Annotated in this window: 19 protein-coding genes; 9 read left to right on the top strand and 10 right to left on the bottom strand. The window is 64.8% G+C overall.

The features are described from left to right. Positions 1-118 precede the first annotated feature (118 nt). Together pnp and rpsO are read right to left on the bottom strand one after the other, a co-directional pair. Positions 119-2356: a polyribonucleotide nucleotidyltransferase gene (gene pnp, locus SH602x_RS09200; protein ID WP_479476504.1), complete on the bottom strand. Its 2238-nt coding sequence runs from the start codon at positions 2354-2356 to the stop codon at positions 119-121. Positions 2357-2882: 526 nt separating this feature from the next. Beyond that, entirely contained in the window at positions 2883-3152 is a 270-nt protein-coding gene (gene rpsO / locus SH602x_RS09195; protein ID WP_479468616.1) for a 30S ribosomal protein S15, read from the bottom strand. A gap of 486 nt (positions 3153-3638) precedes the next feature. On the opposite strand from rpsO, the gene SH602x_RS09190 reads away from it, so the two are divergent. Further along, entirely contained in the window at positions 3639-3983 is a 345-nt protein-coding gene (locus SH602x_RS09190; protein ID WP_479476503.1) for a hypothetical protein, read from the top strand. Positions 3984-4004: 21 nt separating this feature from the next. On the opposite strand, the gene SH602x_RS09185 is transcribed toward SH602x_RS09190, so the two are convergent. Continuing rightward, positions 4005-5546 (bottom strand): serine/threonine-protein kinase, encoded by a 1542-nt coding sequence (locus SH602x_RS09185; RefSeq protein WP_479476502.1) that lies wholly within the window; start codon positions 5544-5546, stop codon positions 4005-4007. Positions 5547-5745: 199 nt separating this feature from the next. Between SH602x_RS09185 and SH602x_RS09180 the strand changes: the two genes are divergently transcribed. Both SH602x_RS09180 and SH602x_RS09175 read left to right on the top strand, forming a co-directional pair. Then, positions 5746-6639 (top strand): sugar phosphate isomerase/epimerase family protein, encoded by an 894-nt coding sequence (locus SH602x_RS09180; RefSeq protein ID WP_479476501.1) that lies wholly within the window; start codon positions 5746-5748, stop codon positions 6637-6639. Between the two features lie 333 nt (positions 6640-6972). Beyond that, positions 6973-7614 carry a hypothetical protein gene (locus tag SH602x_RS09175; protein ID WP_479476500.1) on the top strand — a complete coding sequence of 214 codons (642 nt, stop codon included), beginning with the start codon at positions 6973-6975 and terminating at the stop codon, positions 7612-7614. Positions 7615-7630: 16 nt separating this feature from the next. Here SH602x_RS09175 and SH602x_RS09170 read toward each other — a convergent pair whose 3' ends face one another. The 4 genes from SH602x_RS09170 to SH602x_RS09155 form a co-directional block, all read right to left on the bottom strand. Then, a complete protein-coding gene (locus SH602x_RS09170) occupies positions 7631-8440 on the bottom strand; it encodes an alpha/beta hydrolase family protein (protein ID WP_479476499.1) in 810 nt (269 codons plus the stop codon). 48 nt (positions 8441-8488) lie between these two features. After that, complete coding sequence (locus SH602x_RS09165; protein ID WP_479476498.1) at positions 8489-9547, bottom strand: hypothetical protein; 1059 nt, start codon at positions 9545-9547, stop codon at positions 8489-8491. A 95-nt stretch (positions 9548-9642) separates the two neighbouring features. Beyond that, a complete protein-coding gene (gene proB / locus SH602x_RS09160) occupies positions 9643-10776 on the bottom strand; it encodes a glutamate 5-kinase (protein WP_479476497.1) in 1134 nt (377 codons plus the stop codon). 109 nt (positions 10777-10885) lie between these two features. Further along, positions 10886-11302, bottom strand: coding sequence for a DUF1294 domain-containing protein (locus SH602x_RS09155; RefSeq protein ID WP_479476496.1), 417 nt, complete (start codon positions 11300-11302; stop codon positions 10886-10888). Between the two features lie 264 nt (positions 11303-11566). Between SH602x_RS09155 and SH602x_RS09150 the strand changes: the two genes are divergently transcribed. After that, positions 11567-12079 (top strand): SET domain-containing protein, encoded by a 513-nt coding sequence (locus SH602x_RS09150; protein ID WP_479476495.1) that lies wholly within the window; start codon positions 11567-11569, stop codon positions 12077-12079. Between the two features lie 297 nt (positions 12080-12376). Continuing rightward, positions 12377-13231 (top strand): HAD-IIA family hydrolase, encoded by an 855-nt coding sequence (locus SH602x_RS09145; protein WP_479476494.1) that lies wholly within the window; start codon positions 12377-12379, stop codon positions 13229-13231. Positions 13232-13250: 19 nt separating this feature from the next. Here SH602x_RS09145 and SH602x_RS09140 read toward each other — a convergent pair whose 3' ends face one another. Beyond that, positions 13251-13757 carry a peptide chain release factor family protein gene (locus tag SH602x_RS09140; protein WP_479476493.1) on the bottom strand — a complete coding sequence of 169 codons (507 nt, stop codon included), beginning with the start codon at positions 13755-13757 and terminating at the stop codon, positions 13251-13253. A gap of 100 nt (positions 13758-13857) precedes the next feature. Between SH602x_RS09140 and SH602x_RS09135 the strand changes: the two genes are divergently transcribed. From SH602x_RS09135 to SH602x_RS09125, 3 genes are all read left to right on the top strand, one after another. Then, complete coding sequence (locus tag SH602x_RS09135; RefSeq protein ID WP_479476492.1) at positions 13858-15054, top strand: glycoside hydrolase family 88 protein; 1197 nt, start codon at positions 13858-13860, stop codon at positions 15052-15054. After that, entirely contained in the window at positions 15051-15668 is a 618-nt protein-coding gene (locus SH602x_RS09130) for a phosphoesterase (RefSeq protein ID WP_479476491.1), read from the top strand. Before SH602x_RS09135 ends, SH602x_RS09130 begins: the two co-directional genes overlap by 4 nt. A 250-nt stretch (positions 15669-15918) precedes the next feature. After that, positions 15919-16248 carry a HesB/IscA family protein gene (locus SH602x_RS09125; protein ID WP_479469099.1) on the top strand — a complete coding sequence of 110 codons (330 nt, stop codon included), beginning with the start codon at positions 15919-15921 and terminating at the stop codon, positions 16246-16248. 337 nt (positions 16249-16585) lie between these two features. On the opposite strand, the gene SH602x_RS09120 is transcribed toward SH602x_RS09125, so the two are convergent. After that, on the bottom strand, positions 16586-17053 hold the full coding sequence (locus tag SH602x_RS09120; RefSeq protein ID WP_479476490.1) for a thioredoxin family protein: 468 nt from the start codon (positions 17051-17053) through the stop codon (positions 16586-16588). A 195-nt stretch (positions 17054-17248) separates the two neighbouring features. Here SH602x_RS09120 and SH602x_RS09115 point away from each other — a divergent pair, with 195 nt between their 5' ends. Continuing rightward, the gene (locus SH602x_RS09115) at positions 17249-17554 is read left to right on the top strand and encodes an MTH1187 family thiamine-binding protein (RefSeq protein ID WP_479469097.1); all 306 of its coding nucleotides are present in this window, start codon (positions 17249-17251) and stop codon (positions 17552-17554) included. A 35-nt stretch (positions 17555-17589) separates the two neighbouring features. Here the strand turns inward: SH602x_RS09115 and SH602x_RS09110 are convergent, their stop codons facing one another. Next, positions 17590-18396, bottom strand: a complete 807-nt coding sequence (locus tag SH602x_RS09110) for a hypothetical protein (protein ID WP_479476489.1) — start codon at positions 18394-18396, stop codon at positions 17590-17592. Between the last annotated feature and the right edge of the window lie 158 nt (positions 18397-18554).

The following is an 18554-nucleotide window of genomic DNA, read 5'->3' as shown; positions in this document are numbered from 1 at the left end:
AAACCCTGCATGAAAAGCGGCGGGCCGAACCGAGCGTTCGACCCGCCGTTAGATTTTCGCCCCAACCGCCCGCAAATGCGAACGGTCTTCTTCAGGTAACGTCGTCAGAAGTCAGAGACTACCGACGTCCGCCGCCTCCGCCGCTTCGGGGTCCGCGACCTCCGCCGCCGCCGCGAGGTCCGCGGTCACGACCGCCGCCCTCGTCTCCTTCGCTGCGCGGGGGACGCGCTGCGGCGGATTCGGCCGTGGTACCCTGGAAGTCGTCCTCGACGCCCAGTTCTTCCAGCGCCCGCTTGCGGCTGAGCTTCACGCGGTCGTGTTCGTCCACGTCCAGGACGAGCACCTTCATCTCGTCGCCGACCTTGCAGACGTCCATCACCGAGCCGACGTAGTTGTTCGACAGCTCGCTGATGTGGACCAGTCCGTCCTTGCCGGGCAGGATTTCGACGAACGCTCCGAAGTCGCGGATGCTGGCGACGCGACCGTCGTAGATCTTGCCGATCTGCACGGTCTGCGTGAGCGCCTCGATCCGGGCGACCGCCGCGGCCATCGACTCCATGTTGGAGCTGGCGACGGTGACGACGCCTTCGTCGTTGACTTCGATGATGGTGCCGGTCTGTTCCTGGATCCCGCGGATATGCTTTCCGCCCGGACCGATCAGGGCGCCGATCTTGTCGACGTCGATCTTCAGCCGCTTCAGACGCGGAGCGTGGCTGGAGATGTCGGTCTTCGGCTCGCGGATCGTCATCAGCATCTTGCGCAGGATCTGGATCCGGGCGTCCCGGGCCTGACCCAGCGTCGCCTTGACGATCTCAGCGTGAATGCCGCGGATCTTCAGGTCGAGCTGAATGCCGGTGATGCCGTTCTGCGTTCCGGCGACCTTGAAGTCCATGTCGCCGTAGTGATCCTCGTCGCCGATGATGTCGGTGAGGAGGGTCCACTCGCTGTCGGATTCCTTGACCAGACCGATCGAGATGCCCGCGACCGGGTTCAGGATCGGCACGCCCGCCGCCATCAGGCCGAGCGTCGCTCCGCAGACCGACGCCATCGACGACGAGCCGTTCGACTCGAGAATGTCGGAGATGACGCGGATCGTGTAGGGGAACTCTTCCGGACCCGGGATGACGGGGTTCACGCTCCGCTCGGCGAGAGCGCCGTGGCCGATTTCGCGACGACCCGGTCCGCGGATCGGGCGAACTTCGCCGACCGAGTAGGACGGGAAGTTGTAATCGAGCATGAACTTCTTGGAGTATTCCTCCATCAGGCCGTCGACGCGCTGCTCGTCGCGACCCGTGCCGAGGGTGACCGTGATCAGCGCCTGCGTTTCGCCGCGCTGGAAGATGGCCGACCCGTGCGAGCGGGGGAGGACGTCGACGTGGCACTCGATCGGGCGGAGCGTCTTGTTGTCGCGACCGTCCGAACGCTTGCCGTCGAGGATGCTGCGGCGGACGACTTCCAGTTCGAAGTCATGCCACGTCTTCTTGAAGTCCAGTTCGCGGACTTCGGGGATTTCGCCTTCGCCGAGCAGTTCGGTCTTGGCCCGTTCCTTGATCGCTTTCGCGGCTTCGGACCGGTCGGCCTTCGAGCCCTGCATGGTCTTCGCGCTGGCCAGGTCGTGCCAGTAGCGCTGCCGGAGCGGCTCATGGAACTCGCTCTGGGCGGGTTCGGAGATCGTCGGACGCTGCACGCCCAGCTTATTCGCCAGCTCTTCCTGCATGTCGATAATCGGCAGCAGGCTCTTGTGGGCGAACATGAGGGCCTCGTACATGAGGTCCTCCGGCATCTCGCGGGCGAAACCCTCGATCATCAGGATCGAGTCGCGGTTGCCCGAGACGATCAGGTCGATTTCGCTCTCTTCGAGTTCTTCCTGGGTCGGGAAGACCTTCCACTGGTCATTGATGCGACCGACGCGAACCGAGCCGATGGGGCTGTAGAACGGAAGCTGGCTGCACCAGAGCGCGGCCGAGGCGCTGTTGATCGCGAGCAGATCCGGGTCGTTGGCCCGATCGTAGGAGAGGACGTTGGCCAGAACCTGGACCTCGTCCTTGAACCAGCTCGGGAAATTCGGGCGGACCGGGCGGTCCATCAGGCGGCTGATCAGAACTTCGCGGGTGGTCGGACGACCCTCCCGCTTCAGGAAGCCGCCCGGGAACTTGCCGGCGGCGGCGAAGCGCTCGCGGTAGTCGCAGGTGAGCGGGAGGAAATCGAGTCCCCGGCTGGGAGCGGTGACCATCGCGGTCAGAACCATCGTTTCGCCGTACTGGGCGAGGATGGAGGCGGCCGCCTGCTTGGCGAGTTGACCGCTCTCGAAGGAGAGCGTCAGGTCGCCGATCTGCTTTTCGACGCGTACTTTCACTTAGTTGTTCTACCTATTCCATACGACAGTCCCGCAGCGCGAATCGCCGGAGACCTTGACGGGAAAACTCGACGGTCGAGCCTTCCGGCGAGGAACGAGACGGCACGACGCCGCCTTCGGGGCCTCGATGAGAAACGCGGCAAAGCGGATCCGCGTGGCCGGAGCGAACGTGCTCCGATCTGCCGACGAGAGCGTCCGAGCGGTCGCGAGATCGCGACGACCCGACAAGCGGTCGGTCAGAAGCGCAGGGGCGAGACTCCATGTCGCCCGGTCCCTTCCTGTAAGGGACGAGTCGCCGTTCCCAGAGAGCCTTTTCGAAGACCCGTGCAGGCGCGGCGACGCTTTCCGTCATTTCTACAAGCCGAGCATTTTGGGGGAGAATGGCCCCCGGCGAAAGAGACTACGGCCGAGAAATCCGGAAAAAGGGCGTTCCGCAAGCCGTCAAATGCGAAGAAGCCGGGAAGGAAATCCCCCGGCTTCTCACGCTTTCGCAGGTTCGGCGAGCGACTTTCGCCGCTCCAGCCGCTTACTTGCGGATGTTCAGCTTCGCGATCAGTTCCAGGTAGTGACGCGGATTCTTCCGCTTCAGGTAGTCGAGCAGGCGGCGGCGACGGCTCACCATGCCCATCAGCCCGCGGCGGGTCGAGTAGTCCTTCTTGTGCGTCTTCATGTGCTGGGTCAGGCTGTTGATCCGCGACGTGAGGATCGCGACCTGAACCTCGGGCGAACCCGTATCGCCTTCGCCGTTGCGAAATTCGGCGATGACTTCCTGGCGGCGTTCTTTCGTGATCGTCATAGGCTGGGGCGCTCCGAACTGAAGTGACTACTCGACAGGCGGTCGCTCCCAGGGAGCGCACATCGCTGGCGCCGCTCCCGCAGGAGCCGGCTGGTTCGAGCCGCGAATCGGAGGGGGCACAGGACGAAACGCCCCGACCCTTCCCGAAGGCGGAAGCTGCTGATTCTACCGCGACCGTCGGGGCTCGCAAGGGGAACGGAACGGCCCACGATCCGCGAGGGCGCCGTGGGGTCCGCGGCTGGCGCACAGGTTCAGCTGAATCCTCTCGGGTATCGTGCCGCTTGGGTGGCGCTGGTTGTCTTAACCAGCGCCACCCAGTGAAGATTCGCCTGCCGTAGGGTTCGACCTCCAAGCCATCGACGTCTCGCGATTCGTCGAATTGGGGCCCCCCGTTTGCTCAGAGAGTTCAGATCTTCGCGATCCGATCGCGACGAGCGCGGGCCGAACGAGCCGCGTTCTCGAATCCTCTCTTCAAGGCATAGAACCGTGGCTCACACCGCATCGACGGACGACCTCACCGCGTGGGAACGCGTGAAGAAGGCTTTCGCCAACGACTGGGAACAGACGAAGGCGGACTTCGGCGTGAAGGGCGCCCGCGATATGAATCAGGACGTCGACGACACGGTCAAACAGGCCGCAGGCTCGGACGACGCCTTCGAGAATCGCGAGCAGGCGTTCCGGTTCGGCTATTCGGCGCAGCGCCGGTACAAGACCGAACACGTCAATTGGAGCGACGACCTGGACAAGCGCCTGCGGGCTGACTACCAGGGCGACTACGACGCCGATCGCCGCTACATCCGCCACGCGTACGAACGCCAGTACACGGAATGAGCCGATCGGGCTCGCGAACGCTCAGCCTCCCGACAGCTCGACCGGCAGGATCTCGACCACGTAGTCGATGATCTCGTCGGGCAGTTCCCGGCGCTGTTCGGGCTTGAGGAGCAGGATGCGATCGAGCGCCGTCGCTCGGTCGCCCGCCCGGTAGGCGACGATCCCCTGGCCGGCCATGCCGATGGAGTAGTACGGCTCCTCGGTCGACCCGAGCGCGACCAGGCCGTCGAAGATTACCTTCGCCCTGGCGTCGTCGCGACGTTCCAGGTAAAGCACGGCCAGGCGCCACATGGCCTTGTTCGCGTAGGCCTTGTTCTGCGGATCGGCGGCAGGCGGGAAATACTTCGGCACCGAGAGATAGGCCTCCTCGGAATCGACGCCGAGCGCGAAGAGATACTGCTCGTCGACAGTGTCTCGCCGGGGAACCTTCTGCGCCTCGGTCGGTCGAAAGTCGATCAGATCGGGCGGCGACGTCCGCGCCGCGAGCGCCGCGCCGATGCCGAACGCCAGCAGCGCGCCCCCGATGCCGAGCGCCCCGAGCCAGAGGCCCAGACCGCTGCGCCGTTTCGGCGGCGACGAGAGCGCCTGCTGCAACTGCTGGGTCGCCTGCATCGCGTTTTCGCGCGTCACGGCGAGCGGCATATCCTCCAGCGTTTCGACCGGCGCGAAGTCCCAGTCGAGCTCCGCCGAGGCTTCCGGAACCGGCACGTTCCGCAGCGCACGGAGCATCTCCTGCGCAGTGGCGAAGCGCTCTGCCGGGTCTTTGGCCAGCATCTTCAGCACCACGCTCGCCAGCCCGGGGGGCACGTCGGGCGCGGTCTCCGCCAGCGGCGTCGGCGGATGGCGGAGGTGCTGCATGGCCAGTTGCAGCGCCGTCTCGCCCTGAAACGGGGGCTCGCCCGCGAGAAGGTGATAGATCGTCACGCCCAGCGAGTAGAGATCGCTCCGGACGTCGAGCGGTCGCCCCTCGATCTGTTCGGGGCTCATGTAGAGCGGCGTCCCCATGGTCATGCCGATCTGCGTCAACTGCACGTCGTCGTCGGGCAGAATCAGCCTCGCGAGCCCGAAGTCGGCGACCTTCGCCTCGCCGTCGCGCGTCAGCAGGATGTTCTCCGGCTTGATGTCGCGATGGACGATGCCCTGTTCCGACGCCCGGGCGAGCGCCTGACCGACCTGGCGGAGGATCCGCGCGGCGACGGGCCAGGGGAGCGGGCCGTTCCGATGGAGGGCCTGCTTCAGGTCGGGACCCGAAACATATTCCTGGGCGATGAAGTGACAGCCCTCCGCCCGACCGATTTCGTAGATCTGCACGATGTGCGGATGAACGAGCGACGCGACGGCCTGCGCCTCGTGCCGGAACCGGGCGACATAGGAATCGTCCGCCGCCAGTCGCGATTTCAGCGCCTTGAGCGCGACCAGCCGCTTGAGCGAGCGCTGTTCCGCCAGGTAGACCGTCGACATGCCGCCCCGGCCCAGCCGACGGAGAATCGCGTAATCGCCGAGCGTCCGACCGGTGAGGTCGGTCTCGACGTCGCGTGCGTCCGAAGCGGCAGGCGTGGACATAGGTAGCGGATGGGAGGTTCGGAAGCGTGCGAAGCGAAGCTGCGGAACGTGCGTGAACGGCCTCCCCTGCTCGAATATAGTGAATGCCGCCTGATCCTCTCCAGTCGGCGAGGCCTCGGACGCGAAGAGTTCGACCGATCGGTCGTGCTCCTCTCGACGTTCGCGCCTCGCATTTCCATTCGCTTGGGAGAGCGCTTCCTTGATCCAATCGACCCGCCGTACCTGGATGCAGACCGTCGCCGCCGGAACCGCGATCGCCGCGACCGCCGACCTTTCGAGACTTCTGGCTGAGGAGAAGAGCGAAACGGAAGCGAGCCCGCGCTACAAGAAGGCCGTCAAAATCGGCATGGTCGGCATCGAGGGCGACCTGACGACCAAGTTCAAGGCGCTGAAGGCGCTCGGCTTCGACGGCGTGGAACTCGACAGCCCGGGCGGTCCGACCGCCGACGAAGTGCAGAAGGCCAAGGACGCCTCGGGCCTGATCGTCCACGGCGTCGTCGATTCGGTCCACTGGAACAAGCGCCTCTCCGACCCCAGCGAAGAAGTCCGCGCGGAAGGCCTTGCCGCGCTGCAGGGCGCCATCCGGGACGCCAAGGCGTGGGGCGCGACCAGCGTGCTGCTCGTCCCCGGTCGCGTCACCGCGGACGCCACCTACGAGCAGTGCTGGGACCGTTCGATGGCGGAACTGAAGAAGGCCATCCCGCTGGCGGAGGAGCTGAATATCCAGATCCTGATCGAGAACGTCTGGAACGACTTCCTGACCGATCCGAAGGAGATCGCCCGGTACTGCGACGAGGCCGGTTCGGAACTGGTCGGCGCCTACTTCGACGTCGGCAACTGCGTCCGGTACGGTCGCCCCGAGGAGTGGGTCCCCATCCTGGGCAAGCGGATCAAGAAGCTCGACATCAAGGATTACGGCGCCGAGAGGAAGTTCGGCCACGACCTGCTCGAAGGGGACGTCGACTGGGCCGCGGTGATGGCCGAGCTGAAGAAGCTCGACTACTCCGGCTGGGGCACCGCCGAGATCCCCGGCGGCGGCGAAGAGCGCCTCGCGCATATCTCGAAGCGGATGAGCGAGATCTTCGCGAAGTAGAGACCTTCAGCGACCTGCCGTTCTTTTCGGCCATTCTTTTCGTAGGGTGGGCCTTGGCCCACCTGTCGTTCTGCGCCGAGCTGCCGCATCGACTTCGCGGCCGCGTCGAACCGACGGTCGGCGCGACTCTTCGGGGCGACGTCCGCGGCTCCTCGTCGTTCGGATGGACCGGCGGCTCGTTATCGATCGATCGTGAGGACGACAGGTGGGCCAAGGCCCACCCTACGAAACAGGCGGCTAGGCACAAGAAATCCTCCCCGCTGACGAATTCCTCCCAGAGGGCGCGGCTGGCGCTGCGCCTCCGAAACCTGCGTCCGAACGGTCGGAAAACCGATGATCGAACTCTGGGTCGCGCTGGTCTTCGCGGCGTCGCCGGTCGAGCCGGCGCCGGGAAGCCTGCTGTTTCTCGAACATTCCAACAAGGCGGTCGAGCGCTTCACCGAGGGCGAGATCAGCCATGTCGCGATCGTCCTCCAGGAGCAGGGGGAAACGATCGTTTACGAGGCGACGCCGCCCCGCGTGCGGAAGGTCGGCTGGAACAGCTACCTCGTCGAACTGGCCCGCCTGAACGAGGGGCGGGGCGATCCGATGGTTCCGCACCTGGCGTCGCCCGATCGGCCCTGGACGGATGGCGAACTCGAACTGATGCGGACGATGGCCGAGGTCCACCTGGGCCACCCCTATTCCATCAAGGGCCATGTCCGCGACCGCGCGGCCGACGGCGTCCACTGCGCGGAATTCGCCACGATGTGCCTCCAGACGGCGGAGCGCTTTCCTGACGAGCCGGCGTATCGCATGACGCCGCAAAGCCTGTACGACCGGACGCAGGCCTTCTATCAGCCCGCGGAAGAGGTCTCGCTCGCCGAGGTCGTCGTGCCGGAGACCGGCTGGACGGAGAACGTCCGCTGGCGCTGCTCCGGCTACTGGAACTGGTGCAAGTGGTCCTGCTGGGAGTCGTGGGGCTTCTGCTGGTAAGCAGCCCCCTGCGGCCTTATTCCTCGATCCGGTTCTTCAGGATCCACTCCACGATCGGCGTGGGCGGGTCGAGGGAGTGGGGGTGGTGGCCGACGCCTTCCTTGGCGATCAGATGGAAGGGGCCGCCGAGGGCTTCGTAGCGTTTCTGCAGGACGTCGCTGTTCTCGCTCATGGGGACCGGTTCGTCCGCCGTGCCGCAGACGTGCAGGACGGGGATCTTCGCGGCGGCGATCGGTTCGAGCAGGTCGATCGGGTTCCCCTTCCAGGCGAGCGCCTGTTCCTCCGTCATCCCGTGGACGTCGAGGAAGCGCTTCCATTCGCCGGGGCTGCCGGGACCGTTCCCCTTGCCGCCCGGCCAGCTCTTCACGTCGCAGACCGGGGCGTCGCCGTAGATCAGGCCGACCTTGTCCGGATGGAGCGCGGCCCAGTTGTAGACGTACAGCCCGCCGCGGCTCATGCCGTACAGCACGGGCTTCTTCGACAGGCCATGCTTCGTCGTGAGCAGATCGTAGAACGTCTCCCACTTCTTCATCGTGTCGGGATGGCCGAAGGTGTTCTGGCAATCGAGGTAGGCGACATGCCACCCCTGCTTCAGCAGCGCCTGATCGACTGACGGGAACGCTCCGAAGAACTCTCCCCGCCACAGCCACGGCCTCCCCCCCGCCGGCTCTTTCGGCGCGACCACGATCGCCGGTCGGCCTTCATGCTCGAAGTCGTAGCGGACGCCGCCCGACCATTCAGACTGTTTGCCGGGGAAGGGTTCGGCAGCGGAGGCGAAGAAGGCAGGCGTCAATAGAACGACGAGGAATCGGAGCATCTGACGCATTTAGTCGTCTCGCAGAGTGTCGAACGGATCTTGTTCAACAATAGACCGTCAGTCGTTCGGTGTCTTGCGTTCGACAGTTTCAAACACGATCTGCGGAACTGGCTCCGGGCTCGTCTGACGCGACTGATTAGGGTCGCCTCCCTCGGCACCGATCCGGTAGTCCTCGTCGATACCTACGGCAATCTCTCGGAGCGAGTCTATTTTGGCGTCGAACGAAATGAGAAATGCCTCAGCATCCAGTGCCGTCCGAGTATCGCACATCGAACCGCTTACAAATTCCTCCAGTCGCCCGAGGCAATGCATCGCCATCGTGAAATCGCTCGATAGTGCCCCGTCTGAATCAAGTTCATCTCGTTCGAGCAACGCTCGATGAAGTGCCTCGACTTGCGTTCGTAGTTGAGCCACGGCGATGCGGGATTGCGGGAGTGATTCCGCGTGGGAGATGCCTTCTCCGACCTTGCCGATGTAGTAGTCCGTCATTCCCGCTAAGTGGCTGGCAAGCTTGTTCGATACGTGTTTCGCGTAGTGTTCTCGATTTCGATCTCGAAGCGCGTCGCGAATCTCTTTCATTGCCTTAAGGATTCCAACGAGTTGGTCGCGCCGAACTTCTGCAACGTCTATCCGCCGATAGCGATCTTTTGAAGGATCGGCCCCCATGCTCAATACGTCAAAGGATCCGCCTTCGATGGTCGCCCGGGAAATCGCATGGAACGACTCATTGCTTCCCCTTCCCCTGTTCGTCGGATGACCAACCACGTCGTTACGCAATTCCCGTACTGCCTTCATTGGGGCGTCCTCAAGGGGAGTGACGCCAACGGCCGCCGCGAGATGGGTGCACGCATCCTGCTGAAGAAAGAATGCTTGAAAAAGCCCATAGATCGATAGGTAGGCGAGCCCAAACGCCTGTTCATCGCCGAGGCTGTTGATCGGAAATGCGTCGACGGCGATCTGCGTGTCTCCGATTGTGTCAAGGCACGCGCAGATCCTCATCCAGTTGGGCCGGTCCCGCCTCAATAGCCAGTTCAGGCGAGATTCGTTGATTAGGGTTCGAATCTCGTGCTCAAGTCCTGCGACGGATTCATCGCGTTCTTTCTTCTCGTCAACCATCAGTCAGTCCATTCTTGTCGCGCCCGCACCGGTGTTCCGCGACTAAGACTTCGTTCGCGCGACGCCGGTTCGCAATGGGACGCGTAATCGGCATCTCACCCCACGAACGTCAAATTATCCCGGTGCACGACGCTGTCGTACGGCGCGCGGCCGAGGACTTCGGCGATGCGGTCGGACTTCAGGCCGCGGATGCGGTCGAGCTCGACCCGGTCGTAGTTGGTGAGGCCCCGGGCGATCTCTTTGCCGGCAGGATCGAGCAGCTGCACGACGTCTCCCTTGGCGAAGGCGCCGTCGGATTGCGTAACGCCGATCGCGAGCAGGCTGCGGCCCTGTTCGACGAGGGCCCTGCAGGCGCCGGCGTCGAGCTGGATCGATCCCTTCGGCCGGGCGGAGTATCCGATCCAGCGCTTCCGCGAGACGATGCTCTTCTTGCCCGGCAGAATGAGCGTGCCGACCTCCTCGCCCGCCACGATCCGCGACAGCACCCGCGGCTCGTGACCCGGCGCGATGATGACGCTCTCGCCCGCGGTCGTGACGATGCGGGCTGCCTTCAGCTTGCTCGCCATGCCCCCCTTCGAGAGGCCGGACTTCTTGTCCCGGACGTAGCCTTCGACCGTCTCGTCGAGCTTCGGGATCAATCGCAGCAGCTTCGACTCGGGCAGGGCCGGATCGCCGTCGTAGATGCCCTGAATGTCCGACAGGATGACGAGCAGTTCCGCCCTGAGCAGCGCCGCCACCTGCGCGGCCAGGCGATCGTTGTCGCCGAAGGTGAGGACCAGTTCGTCGACGGAGACCGTGTCGTTCTCGTTGACGATCGGAATGGCGCCGAACTTCTGAACCGCGAGCAGCGTGTTCCGGACGTTCAGATACCGCGCGCGATGGTTGAGGTCTTCGGCGGTGAGCAGGATCTGCGCGATGGGGCGGTTCATCTTGCCGAAGAACCGGTCATAGATCTCCATCAGCCGGGCCTGGCCGATGGCGGCGGTCGCCTGAAGCTGACCGACGTCGGTGGGACGCCCCGGCAGGCCGAGCCGACCGATGCCGGCGCCGACCGCGCCGCTGCTGACCAGGACGACGCGTCGCCCCGCCTGCATGAGCGCTTCGAGATCCTGGCAGAGCCCCTCGATCCGCTCGAGATTGAGCTTGCCGTCGCTATGCGTGAGGACGCGCGTGCCGACCTTCACGACGATCGTTTTGGCGGACGCGGCGACTTGCTGACGGGGATCCATGTTCTCTTTTAGGCGAGCGGGGGACGTGAGTCCCCCGAGGTGTGCGGCGCTTGATCGATGTCGATACGGAAAGACACGGAAGGGCTTACACCCTCCGCTCGCCGAAGGGTTACACCAGCAGCGTCAGAACCAGAAACGCGACGAAGCAGAAGAGCGAGTGGGCCGCCGCTGTTATGAGGAACTTGAGCAGGAACGACGCCTTGCGGGTCTTGTGGCGAAAGAGCCGCTGGCCGATCGCGGCGCCGGGCCATCCGCCCAACAGCGCGACCAGGTGGAGCGTCGCTTCGGGAAGGCGTCTTTTCTTTCCGACCGCGGCGAACTTGTCAATTCCGTACAGCACGATCGAGGCGCCGCTCGCGGCGACGACCGACCAGCCGAGCAGCCGGCCGAGCAGGCTTTCCGCCTCCAGCGACGTGATCGCCGCGCCGCCGATCCAGGCGCCGGCCCACAGGGCGATCCAGAACGACCAGGCGCGGTAAGCCTCGACGAAGCCTTCGTCGTCCGGCGAGAGCGAGGGAGGCGGCATGGTCGAAGGGCGCGAGGACGATCGGCGAACGAGCCGTCATCGTACAGCGCGGCGTCGCGCGTCGCCGGACGGCTGAAACTTCTCCGAATCGATCGTACGGCGTCAGCCGAATGCCTTGCGCAGCGCGGCGGCTTGGATATGATGTCCGGAGCACGGAGGGCTGACGCCCTTCGCTCGCCGAAACGTCCCGACGCGAACTACTGCGTCGCCGCTCGATACGCTGACTTTAGCGTACCGCTCAAAACGTTCGACAGGGAACGTCGCATGCCGCAAGCTTCCGCCGAATCGACCGCACCGGGTCAGGTCCGCCGCCGCGTCCGCTTCTCGTCGCCGAAGGCGCGCGAACGGGCGGAGAACTTCGTCCGCGTCGGGCGCGGCATCGCCGGCAAAGGGGTCTTCGCCCGGCGCCGCATCGCGAAGGGGACCGTCATCTCGGAGATCCCCGGCACGCTGATCATCGATCCCGACTACGGATCGAACTACTGCATCGACGCGGGCAAGGATCGCTCGTTCGAGCCGGGCGCTCCGTTCCGCTTTCTGAACCATTCGTGCGAGCCGAGCGCGGCTCTGTTCTTCTACGACGGCGACGCCGACATCTTTCCCAACGATCGGCCCTACCTGGAAGCGCTGCGCACGATTCGCGAGGGGGAAGAAATCTTCATCGACTACGCCTGGGATCCCGATTCGGCGATTCCCTGCCTGTGCGGCGCCGCCACCTGCCGCGGCTGGGTCGTCGACCCCGATCGGTTGCAGGAAACGATCGAGAAGAACGCGTAGTCACGGCGCGAAACCGTCCGTTCCATCAGCCGTCGCCTCTCTGTTTCCGGTAGAATCTACGCCATTCCGCCTTAATGGAAGCATCGGTGCCTAAAGAGCGCGCAGTTAAAAAAGACGCCTTTAACTGCTTCGATTCTTAATTAACGCCGGACAACCCGTCTGTAGCGGCGTTTGTGCCGTCCGGTCTTAATGCGGGCGGCGTCTCGGCACGCCGCGTGCCTAGCCAGCGAAGCAGTCGAGGCGCGTCGAGCGATCCGCAGGGTCGCCGCCGCTTCCTGCCGCATGCGGGACGATGCGATGCGTTACGGATTTCTGATCGACATGGACGGCGTGATTTATCGCGGGTCCGAACTGATCGACGGCGCCGCTTACTTCGTGGCCCAGCTTCGCGAACGGGGCGTCCCCTTTCGGTTCCTGACCAACAACAGCCAGCGGACCGGGCGCGACGTCGCGACCAAGCTGAGCCGGATGGGGATCGACGTCGACGAGGAGCACGTCTTCACCTGCGCCAAGGCGACCGCCCGGTTCCTGGCCGAGCAGAAGCCGGGCGGCACGGCCTTCGTCATCGGCGAAGGGGGGCTGCTGACCGCGCTTCACGAGCACGGCTACTCCGTTGTCGATCATTCGCCCGACTATGTCGTCGTCGGCGAGGGGCGGACCTTCAACCTCGAAATGGTCGAAGCGGCGGTCCGGATGATCGTCGGGGGAGCCAAGCTGATCGCGACGAACATGGATCCCAACTGCCCCACGCAGAACGGCCTGCGCCCCGGCTGCGGGGCGATGGTGGCGATGCTGGAAACGGCGACCGGCACGAAGGCGTTCAGCGTCGGCAAGCCGAGCCCCATCATGATGCGGGCGGCCAGGAAGGAGCTCGATCTCGCGACCGCGGAAACCGTCATGATCGGCGACACGATGGAGACCGACATCCTCGGCGGCGTGCAGCTCGGCTACCGGACGGTCCTCGTCCTCAGCGGCGGCACGAAACGCAGCGACCTGTCGCGGTTCGGCTATCGACCCGACATCGTCGTCGATTCGCTGGCCGGTTACGCGAAGCTGCTCGACGATCGCGAATGGGCGACGTTCGGCTTCGGCGGTCGCACGGCGACGCCCCCTGAAACCGTCGGGAGACTGGTTCCGAGCCTCGCGTCGTGACGATCGTCCGGCAGGCGCGTCAGCCCAATGCGTGCTGACCCTTCGCCACGCGTCGTTCGTTCAGGAGCGTGAAGGCTTCCGGCGCGCTCTTCAGAAACTTGACGATCTGTGAGGCGGAGCAGCCGAGGAAGGTCGCCGCCTCGGGCAGCCGATCGTCGCAGGCGATCAGCGCGTCGAGCGCTTCGGCCAGCAGCGCGGGGAAGTCGTCGTGCTCCGTCGAGACGTCGATCTTGCCCCCTTTGCAGCGGCGGCGCCAGAGTTCGCTCGGCTGGTCGCCCGGGGCTGTGCGCACGTGGACGGCCAGCTCCTTGCGCAGGCGCTGAACGGCGTTCTGCCGGTTTCGTTCCTGGCTTCGCGTCTCGCTCGCGTCGCCCTTGAGGCCGGTCGGCAGGTGCGTGACGACGACGGCGGTTTCGACCTTGTTGCGATGCTGTCCCCCCGGCCCGCTGCGTCGCTGTCGGCGCACGTCGCACTCCGCGAGCAGTCGCTCGACCGGCCAAGTCGCGGGGTGGGAAGGTTCGGTCATGGCTTACTGGCGAGCGGAGGGTGTCAGCCCTCCGTGCCGTCGCTGTTCGATCGATCGAAAACCACGGAGGGCTGACACCCTCCGCTCGCCCCGGACTTCGATGCTGGCTAAACTCGCCGGACCCTACGGTAGTCGCATTCCGCCGCTTCGTCCGCACGCTCCCGGGTCGCTCATGTCCGTCGCCGATCGCTCGGCAGTCTACGAGAACGCCCTGCGCTTCGCCGAGCGTCAGGTGAAGCATCTCGTCGAGGCTCATCCTGACTTTTTCCCGATCTATACGGAGGGCGGGAAGTGGCGCCACGCAGGCGAACTCTGGACCGATTGGACGGGCGGATTCCTGGCCGGGATGATGTGGCAGTTCGCCGGTCGCACGGGCGAACCCTACTGGCGGACGCAGGCGGAACGTTACAGCCTGCTGCTGGAACACCGCAAGCACGATCGCGCGGTGCATGACCTGGGCTTCATCTTCCTGAACACGTATCGCCCCTGGTACCAGGCGACGGGGGACGCGTCGAAGCAGGCCGTCCTGATCGAGGCCGGACGGACGCTCGCGTTGCGGTTTCAGGAGGCCGGGCAGTATCTCTGCTCGTTTGTGAAGCCGGAGAGCCTGTTCATCGACATCATGATGAACGTGCCGATCATCTTCTACGCGGCCAAGGCGACGGGCGACGATGATCTCTACCGCATCGCGCTGACCCACTGTCGCACCACGCGCGACACGATCGTGCGAGCGGACGGTTCGACGGCCCATGAGGGGATCTTCGATCCGCAGACGGGCGCCTTCCTCGAACAGACGACGCATCAGGGCCTGCGCGGCGACAGCGCCTGGGCCCGCGGCCTGGCGTGGTCGCTGTACGGCTTCAGCCAGGCGTACGAACTGTCGGGCGAGCGCGAACTGCTCGACGTGGCGATCCGCAATGCGGAGTACTGGCTGGCCCACCTGCCGGCGGACAAGGTTCCGTACTGGGACTTCGACGTCGATCTGTCGCAGCCGGCGCCCTGGGGGGCGCAGAAGGAAACCAGCGCCGGCGCCATCGCGGCGAGCGGTCTCCTGCATCTGGCCAAACAGGTCGACGATCCGGCCCAGTCGGAACGGTATCGGACGACGGCGCTGGAGATGCTCGACGCGCTCTGCGATCCGGAATATCTCGCCATCGACACGCCCGGCTGGGAAGGGATCCTCAAGCACGGCGTCTATCACACGGCCAAAAACCTCGGCGTCGACGAGTCCGTCATGTGGGGCGAGTTCTTCTTCGTCGAGGGTTTGACCAAGGCGCTGGCGGAGGCGAAGTCTTGAGCGCCGTCGAACAAATCCTCGTCGTCCCGACCGCGGCGTTTCACGAGCTCGGCCTGTTCCAGGGCTTCTCGCCGGACGCGGGTCGCTATCTGGATCGGCTATTGCGGGAGGACGTCCTTTCGTTCCGGCCTCGACCGGAGATGGAACGCGATCCGTCGTTTAAGCAACTGATTCCCTACGTCGTGTTCGAGTACCTGCCGGCGGACGGAGAGCCGATGCTCTTCCACTACGTCCGCGGCAAGGGACAGGGCGAAAGCCGACTGCACGCCAAGGGAAGCATCGGCGTCGGCGGGCATATCTCGTCCGAAGACGCTGCCGGCGACGATCCGCGGGGGCCCTACTTCCGCGGCATGCATCGCGAAATCGAGGAGGAGGTCGCTCTCGACGCGCCGTACGAAGAGACCTGCCTGGGCCTGATCAACGACGACTCGAGCGAAGTCGGCAGCGTCCACCTCGGCATCGCGCACCGATTCCGACTGGCCGAGCCGAAGGTGACCCCGCGGGAGGCCGACCTGCTCGACGCCGGGTTTCTGCCGGTCAGCGAGCTTTTCGCCCGGATCGACCGCCTCGAAACCTGGTCGCAGGTCTGCCTGCGGGCGCTGTACGGGGAATGAAGCCCCGCTGCGGGGAGTTAACGGCAGTCTGTCGCTGCATTTAGGTCTCGGCGATTCCGGCGGCGCCGGTGGTCCGATTTCCGTCCCCGAATCGGCCCGATCGCCGTAACCAGGAGGCGTTTTCCCGACTCCAAGAGGAAGCGCTTTCCTGAAAACCGATCCCGGTATATCGTTAGGGGAGCTAATCAGCTTGCGGAAGTCCGGCCATCGCCGGGTCGGAAGCGCAATCGTTTAACTTCGAGGAGTCCGAATGGCGATTTCCCTTACCGACAAGGCCGTTACCCAGATCAAGGACTATCTGTCGCGCCAGGGCGATCAGAAGCCCTATCTGCGGGTCGGCGTCGCGGGCGGCGGTTGCGGCGGCATGTCGTACCGCATGGTTCTGGATGGCGAATATGACGCCGCGAACGATTCCAAGTACGAAGTGGACGGCGTCACCGTCGTCGTCGACAAGAAGAGCCAGCTCTACCTCGACGGCACCGTGATCGACTTCCACGAAGGAATCGACCGCTCTGGCTTCAGCTTCGAGAACCCGAACGCGGTGAAGTCCTGCGGCTGCGGCAGCTCGTTCAACGTTTGATCTTGCAGCGTCGGCCAACCGTAAGCTAAATAACTCTCGTCGTCGAAAGACGGCCCGAATAATCGCGACAGCATTCGCAGGGTGCGTGATCGGCTCCTGATCCCTTGGGGGATTGGGGCAACCCGCACGACTCTGCGAAGCGTCGGGAAACAAGAAGCGGAGGCGGCGGACACGTCCCTCCGCTTTTTTCGTGCGCGAAGGGAACGCGGGCCGAAGCGGACTGCGTATTCCCCGGGCGAACGGCGATCGTGTGCCATGGCTGGCTTGTCCAGCCGTGCATAACTGGAGAACTTCGCAGGCACGGCTGGACAAGCCAGCCACGGCACACTGAACTCAATCAGCGGGTCGGATTCTGAGCTGCCGCTTCGGCGAGCGAGAATTTCCGCTGGAAGTCGCCCGCGTTGAAGGCGCCGAGCGCGGTATGGACCACGCCGACCTTCGGGGCGATGACGACCGTCGTGGGATAGCCGCGGACGGCCATCTTCTCGACCACGTGCGGATGATCCTCGGCCAGGATCATGACCGGCACGAAGCGCGATTCGACCCAGGCGCGGAACTCGGGGCTGGCCAGCGCGCCTGCCTTGAGCTTGTCGCAGGCCGGGCACTGCTTCGACGAAACGACCAGGAACATTGGCTTGCCGGCGGCGAACGCCTCTCGCCACGCAGCGTTCGGGTCGTCATGCCACTTCGTCGCCGGACGCAGCGCGCCGACGGAAGGCGCCAGGCTGACGACCGGCGGCTCGAAAGCCGTCACGACGCCGCCTGCGAATAATAGAGAAGTCGCGAGCGCGATGGATCGCCGCATGGTCGCGTCCTCCGTGACGCCTGCCCGAAACCGATCAAACCGCTTCTGTCATCGACCGCCGGACGCTGTGGGCTTGCGATCGATCGCGGAAATCGCCGCCGATTCGCGGTTTCCCCGTACGTCGTCGCGGATTCGCTTACCTTCGCGCGGTATCCTTCCGACAGAGATTGAGCGCTCTCTCCCGAGGCGAAAGCGATGGTTCTGCTCGAATTGAGCGTGGCGCCGCTCACGGCTGGCGACAGCGTCAGCCGGCAAGTCGCCAAATGCCTGGCGATCATCGACGCCAGCGGCTTGGACTACGAACTGCACGCGATGGGCACCATCGTCGAAGGCGAACTGGACGAAGTCCTCGACCTGATGAAGCGCTGCATCGAAGCGGTCGCCGAAGAGCACGACCGCGTCACCTGCACGGCCAAGCTCGACGTGCGCAAAGGGGCGATGGGCCGCATCCGCGGCAAGGTCACCGCCGTCGAACGTCATCTGGGGCGGAAGCTGAAGTAGACGCCGCCCTGCTGGCGGAATCTGCGGGAAGCGAGCTAAGGGCGAAGCGGAGCGGGAAGAATCGTCGCGCGAAGCGTGATGATCGTCGCCTTCGATCCCTCTGGCGTCTTCTGAAAGGAGGACGACAGGATCGCCTTTCCGCCGTCAGGCAAGGTCACGACCGTCTCGGTGTTCCACTTGCGAACCGTGAGCAGTCCGGCGTCGTCCTGCGCCGGCGCGAGACGGTCGACCTCGTCACGAGACGTTACCGACGCCGGCAGGGGCGAAGCAGTCTCCAGACGAGACTCTTCGACGTTGCATTCGATCAGGATCGTTTCTCCCTCCAGCCGTCCGCGAACGCCCAGCAGCAAGCCGATGTCTTGATAGATGATCGAGGTCTGCGCCGGACCTCCGCGCTCCCCGCCGAGCGACGCCCGGGCCGTCGTCACGGGAACCTGCTCTCCGATGTGCACGAAGGCTTCCTGCTCGTTAACCGTCGTCAGTCGCAGGGTCGCCATGCGAGCGACCTTGCCGTTCGCGTTCCAACTCTGCAGCAGCTCGTCCACCGACTCCGCGGTCACTGCCTGTTCTGCAGGGGGGAACTCCTCAGGCGACGACAGGTGGATGATCTGCGCCTCGAACTCGATCGCCGTCGACGGACCTCTGAGCGTTTCCTGCGTTGGCTGAGGCGCCTCGACCGGTGCGATGTCCGCCTGCTCCGTCGCGGGCGGCGCGAGGTTGGCCGGGGCGATCTCGACGGGCGGATAAGCGGACGCTCCATCCGGTGTGCCCGCCTGCCCCAGCGTGGATCCGATGAGGGCGAACGAACAGGCGACGGCGAAGAAGCCGTGGGCGAAACGCATGGCGGAGTCTCTTCGCAAAGATAGCGAGCGAGGCGGAACGATCCGTACGACCGGAAACCCCGCCGCTCCGAAAGGGTCGCGAAGAACGCCGAGGAATTCCGCTTCCCATCCTCTGTCGGCGGCAGCATCCGTTATCTTCGCTTCCGACTCCGCTTCCT

The organism is Lignipirellula cremea (assembly GCF_056501455.1).
The sequence above is the reverse complement of the archived record's forward strand: the minus strand, read 5'-3'. Positions and strand labels throughout refer to the sequence as shown.

What these genes read in the sequence shown, in the direction of transcription:
- SH602x_RS09120 (WP_479476490.1), bottom strand. Translation starts at nt 17,053, where the DNA reads ATGCGGCGATCCATCGCGCTCGCGACTTCTCTATTATTCGCAGGCGGC.
- SH602x_RS09135 (WP_479476492.1), top strand. Translation starts at nt 13,858, where the DNA reads ATGCTGGCTAAACTCGCCGGACCCTACGGTAGTCGCATTCCGCCGCTT.
- SH602x_RS09165 (WP_479476498.1), bottom strand. Translation starts at nt 9,547, where the DNA reads ATGGTTGACGAGAAGAAAGAACGCGATGAATCCGTCGCAGGACTTGAG.
- SH602x_RS09155 (WP_479476496.1), bottom strand. Translation starts at nt 11,302, where the DNA reads ATGCCGCCTCCCTCGCTCTCGCCGGACGACGAAGGCTTCGTCGAGGCT.
- SH602x_RS09110 (WP_479476489.1), bottom strand. Translation starts at nt 18,396, where the DNA reads ATGCGTTTCGCCCACGGCTTCTTCGCCGTCGCCTGTTCGTTCGCCCTC.
- SH602x_RS09145 (WP_479476494.1), top strand. Translation starts at nt 12,377, where the DNA reads ATGCGTTACGGATTTCTGATCGACATGGACGGCGTGATTTATCGCGGG.
- rpsO (WP_479468616.1), bottom strand. Translation starts at nt 3,152, where the DNA reads ATGACGATCACGAAAGAACGCCGCCAGGAAGTCATCGCCGAATTTCGC.
- proB (WP_479476497.1), bottom strand. Translation starts at nt 10,776, where the DNA reads ATGGATCCCCGTCAGCAAGTCGCCGCGTCCGCCAAAACGATCGTCGTG.
- SH602x_RS09170 (WP_479476499.1), bottom strand. Translation starts at nt 8,440, where the DNA reads ATGCGTCAGATGCTCCGATTCCTCGTCGTTCTATTGACGCCTGCCTTC.
- SH602x_RS09115 (WP_479469097.1), top strand. Translation starts at nt 17,249, where the DNA reads ATGGTTCTGCTCGAATTGAGCGTGGCGCCGCTCACGGCTGGCGACAGC.
- SH602x_RS09150 (WP_479476495.1), top strand. Translation starts at nt 11,567, where the DNA reads ATGCCGCAAGCTTCCGCCGAATCGACCGCACCGGGTCAGGTCCGCCGC.
- SH602x_RS09125 (WP_479469099.1), top strand. Translation starts at nt 15,919, where the DNA reads ATGGCGATTTCCCTTACCGACAAGGCCGTTACCCAGATCAAGGACTAT.
- SH602x_RS09140 (WP_479476493.1), bottom strand. Translation starts at nt 13,757, where the DNA reads ATGACCGAACCTTCCCACCCCGCGACTTGGCCGGTCGAGCGACTGCTC.
- SH602x_RS09175 (WP_479476500.1), top strand. Translation starts at nt 6,973, where the DNA reads ATGATCGAACTCTGGGTCGCGCTGGTCTTCGCGGCGTCGCCGGTCGAG.
- SH602x_RS09185 (WP_479476502.1), bottom strand. Translation starts at nt 5,546, where the DNA reads ATGTCCACGCCTGCCGCTTCGGACGCACGCGACGTCGAGACCGACCTC.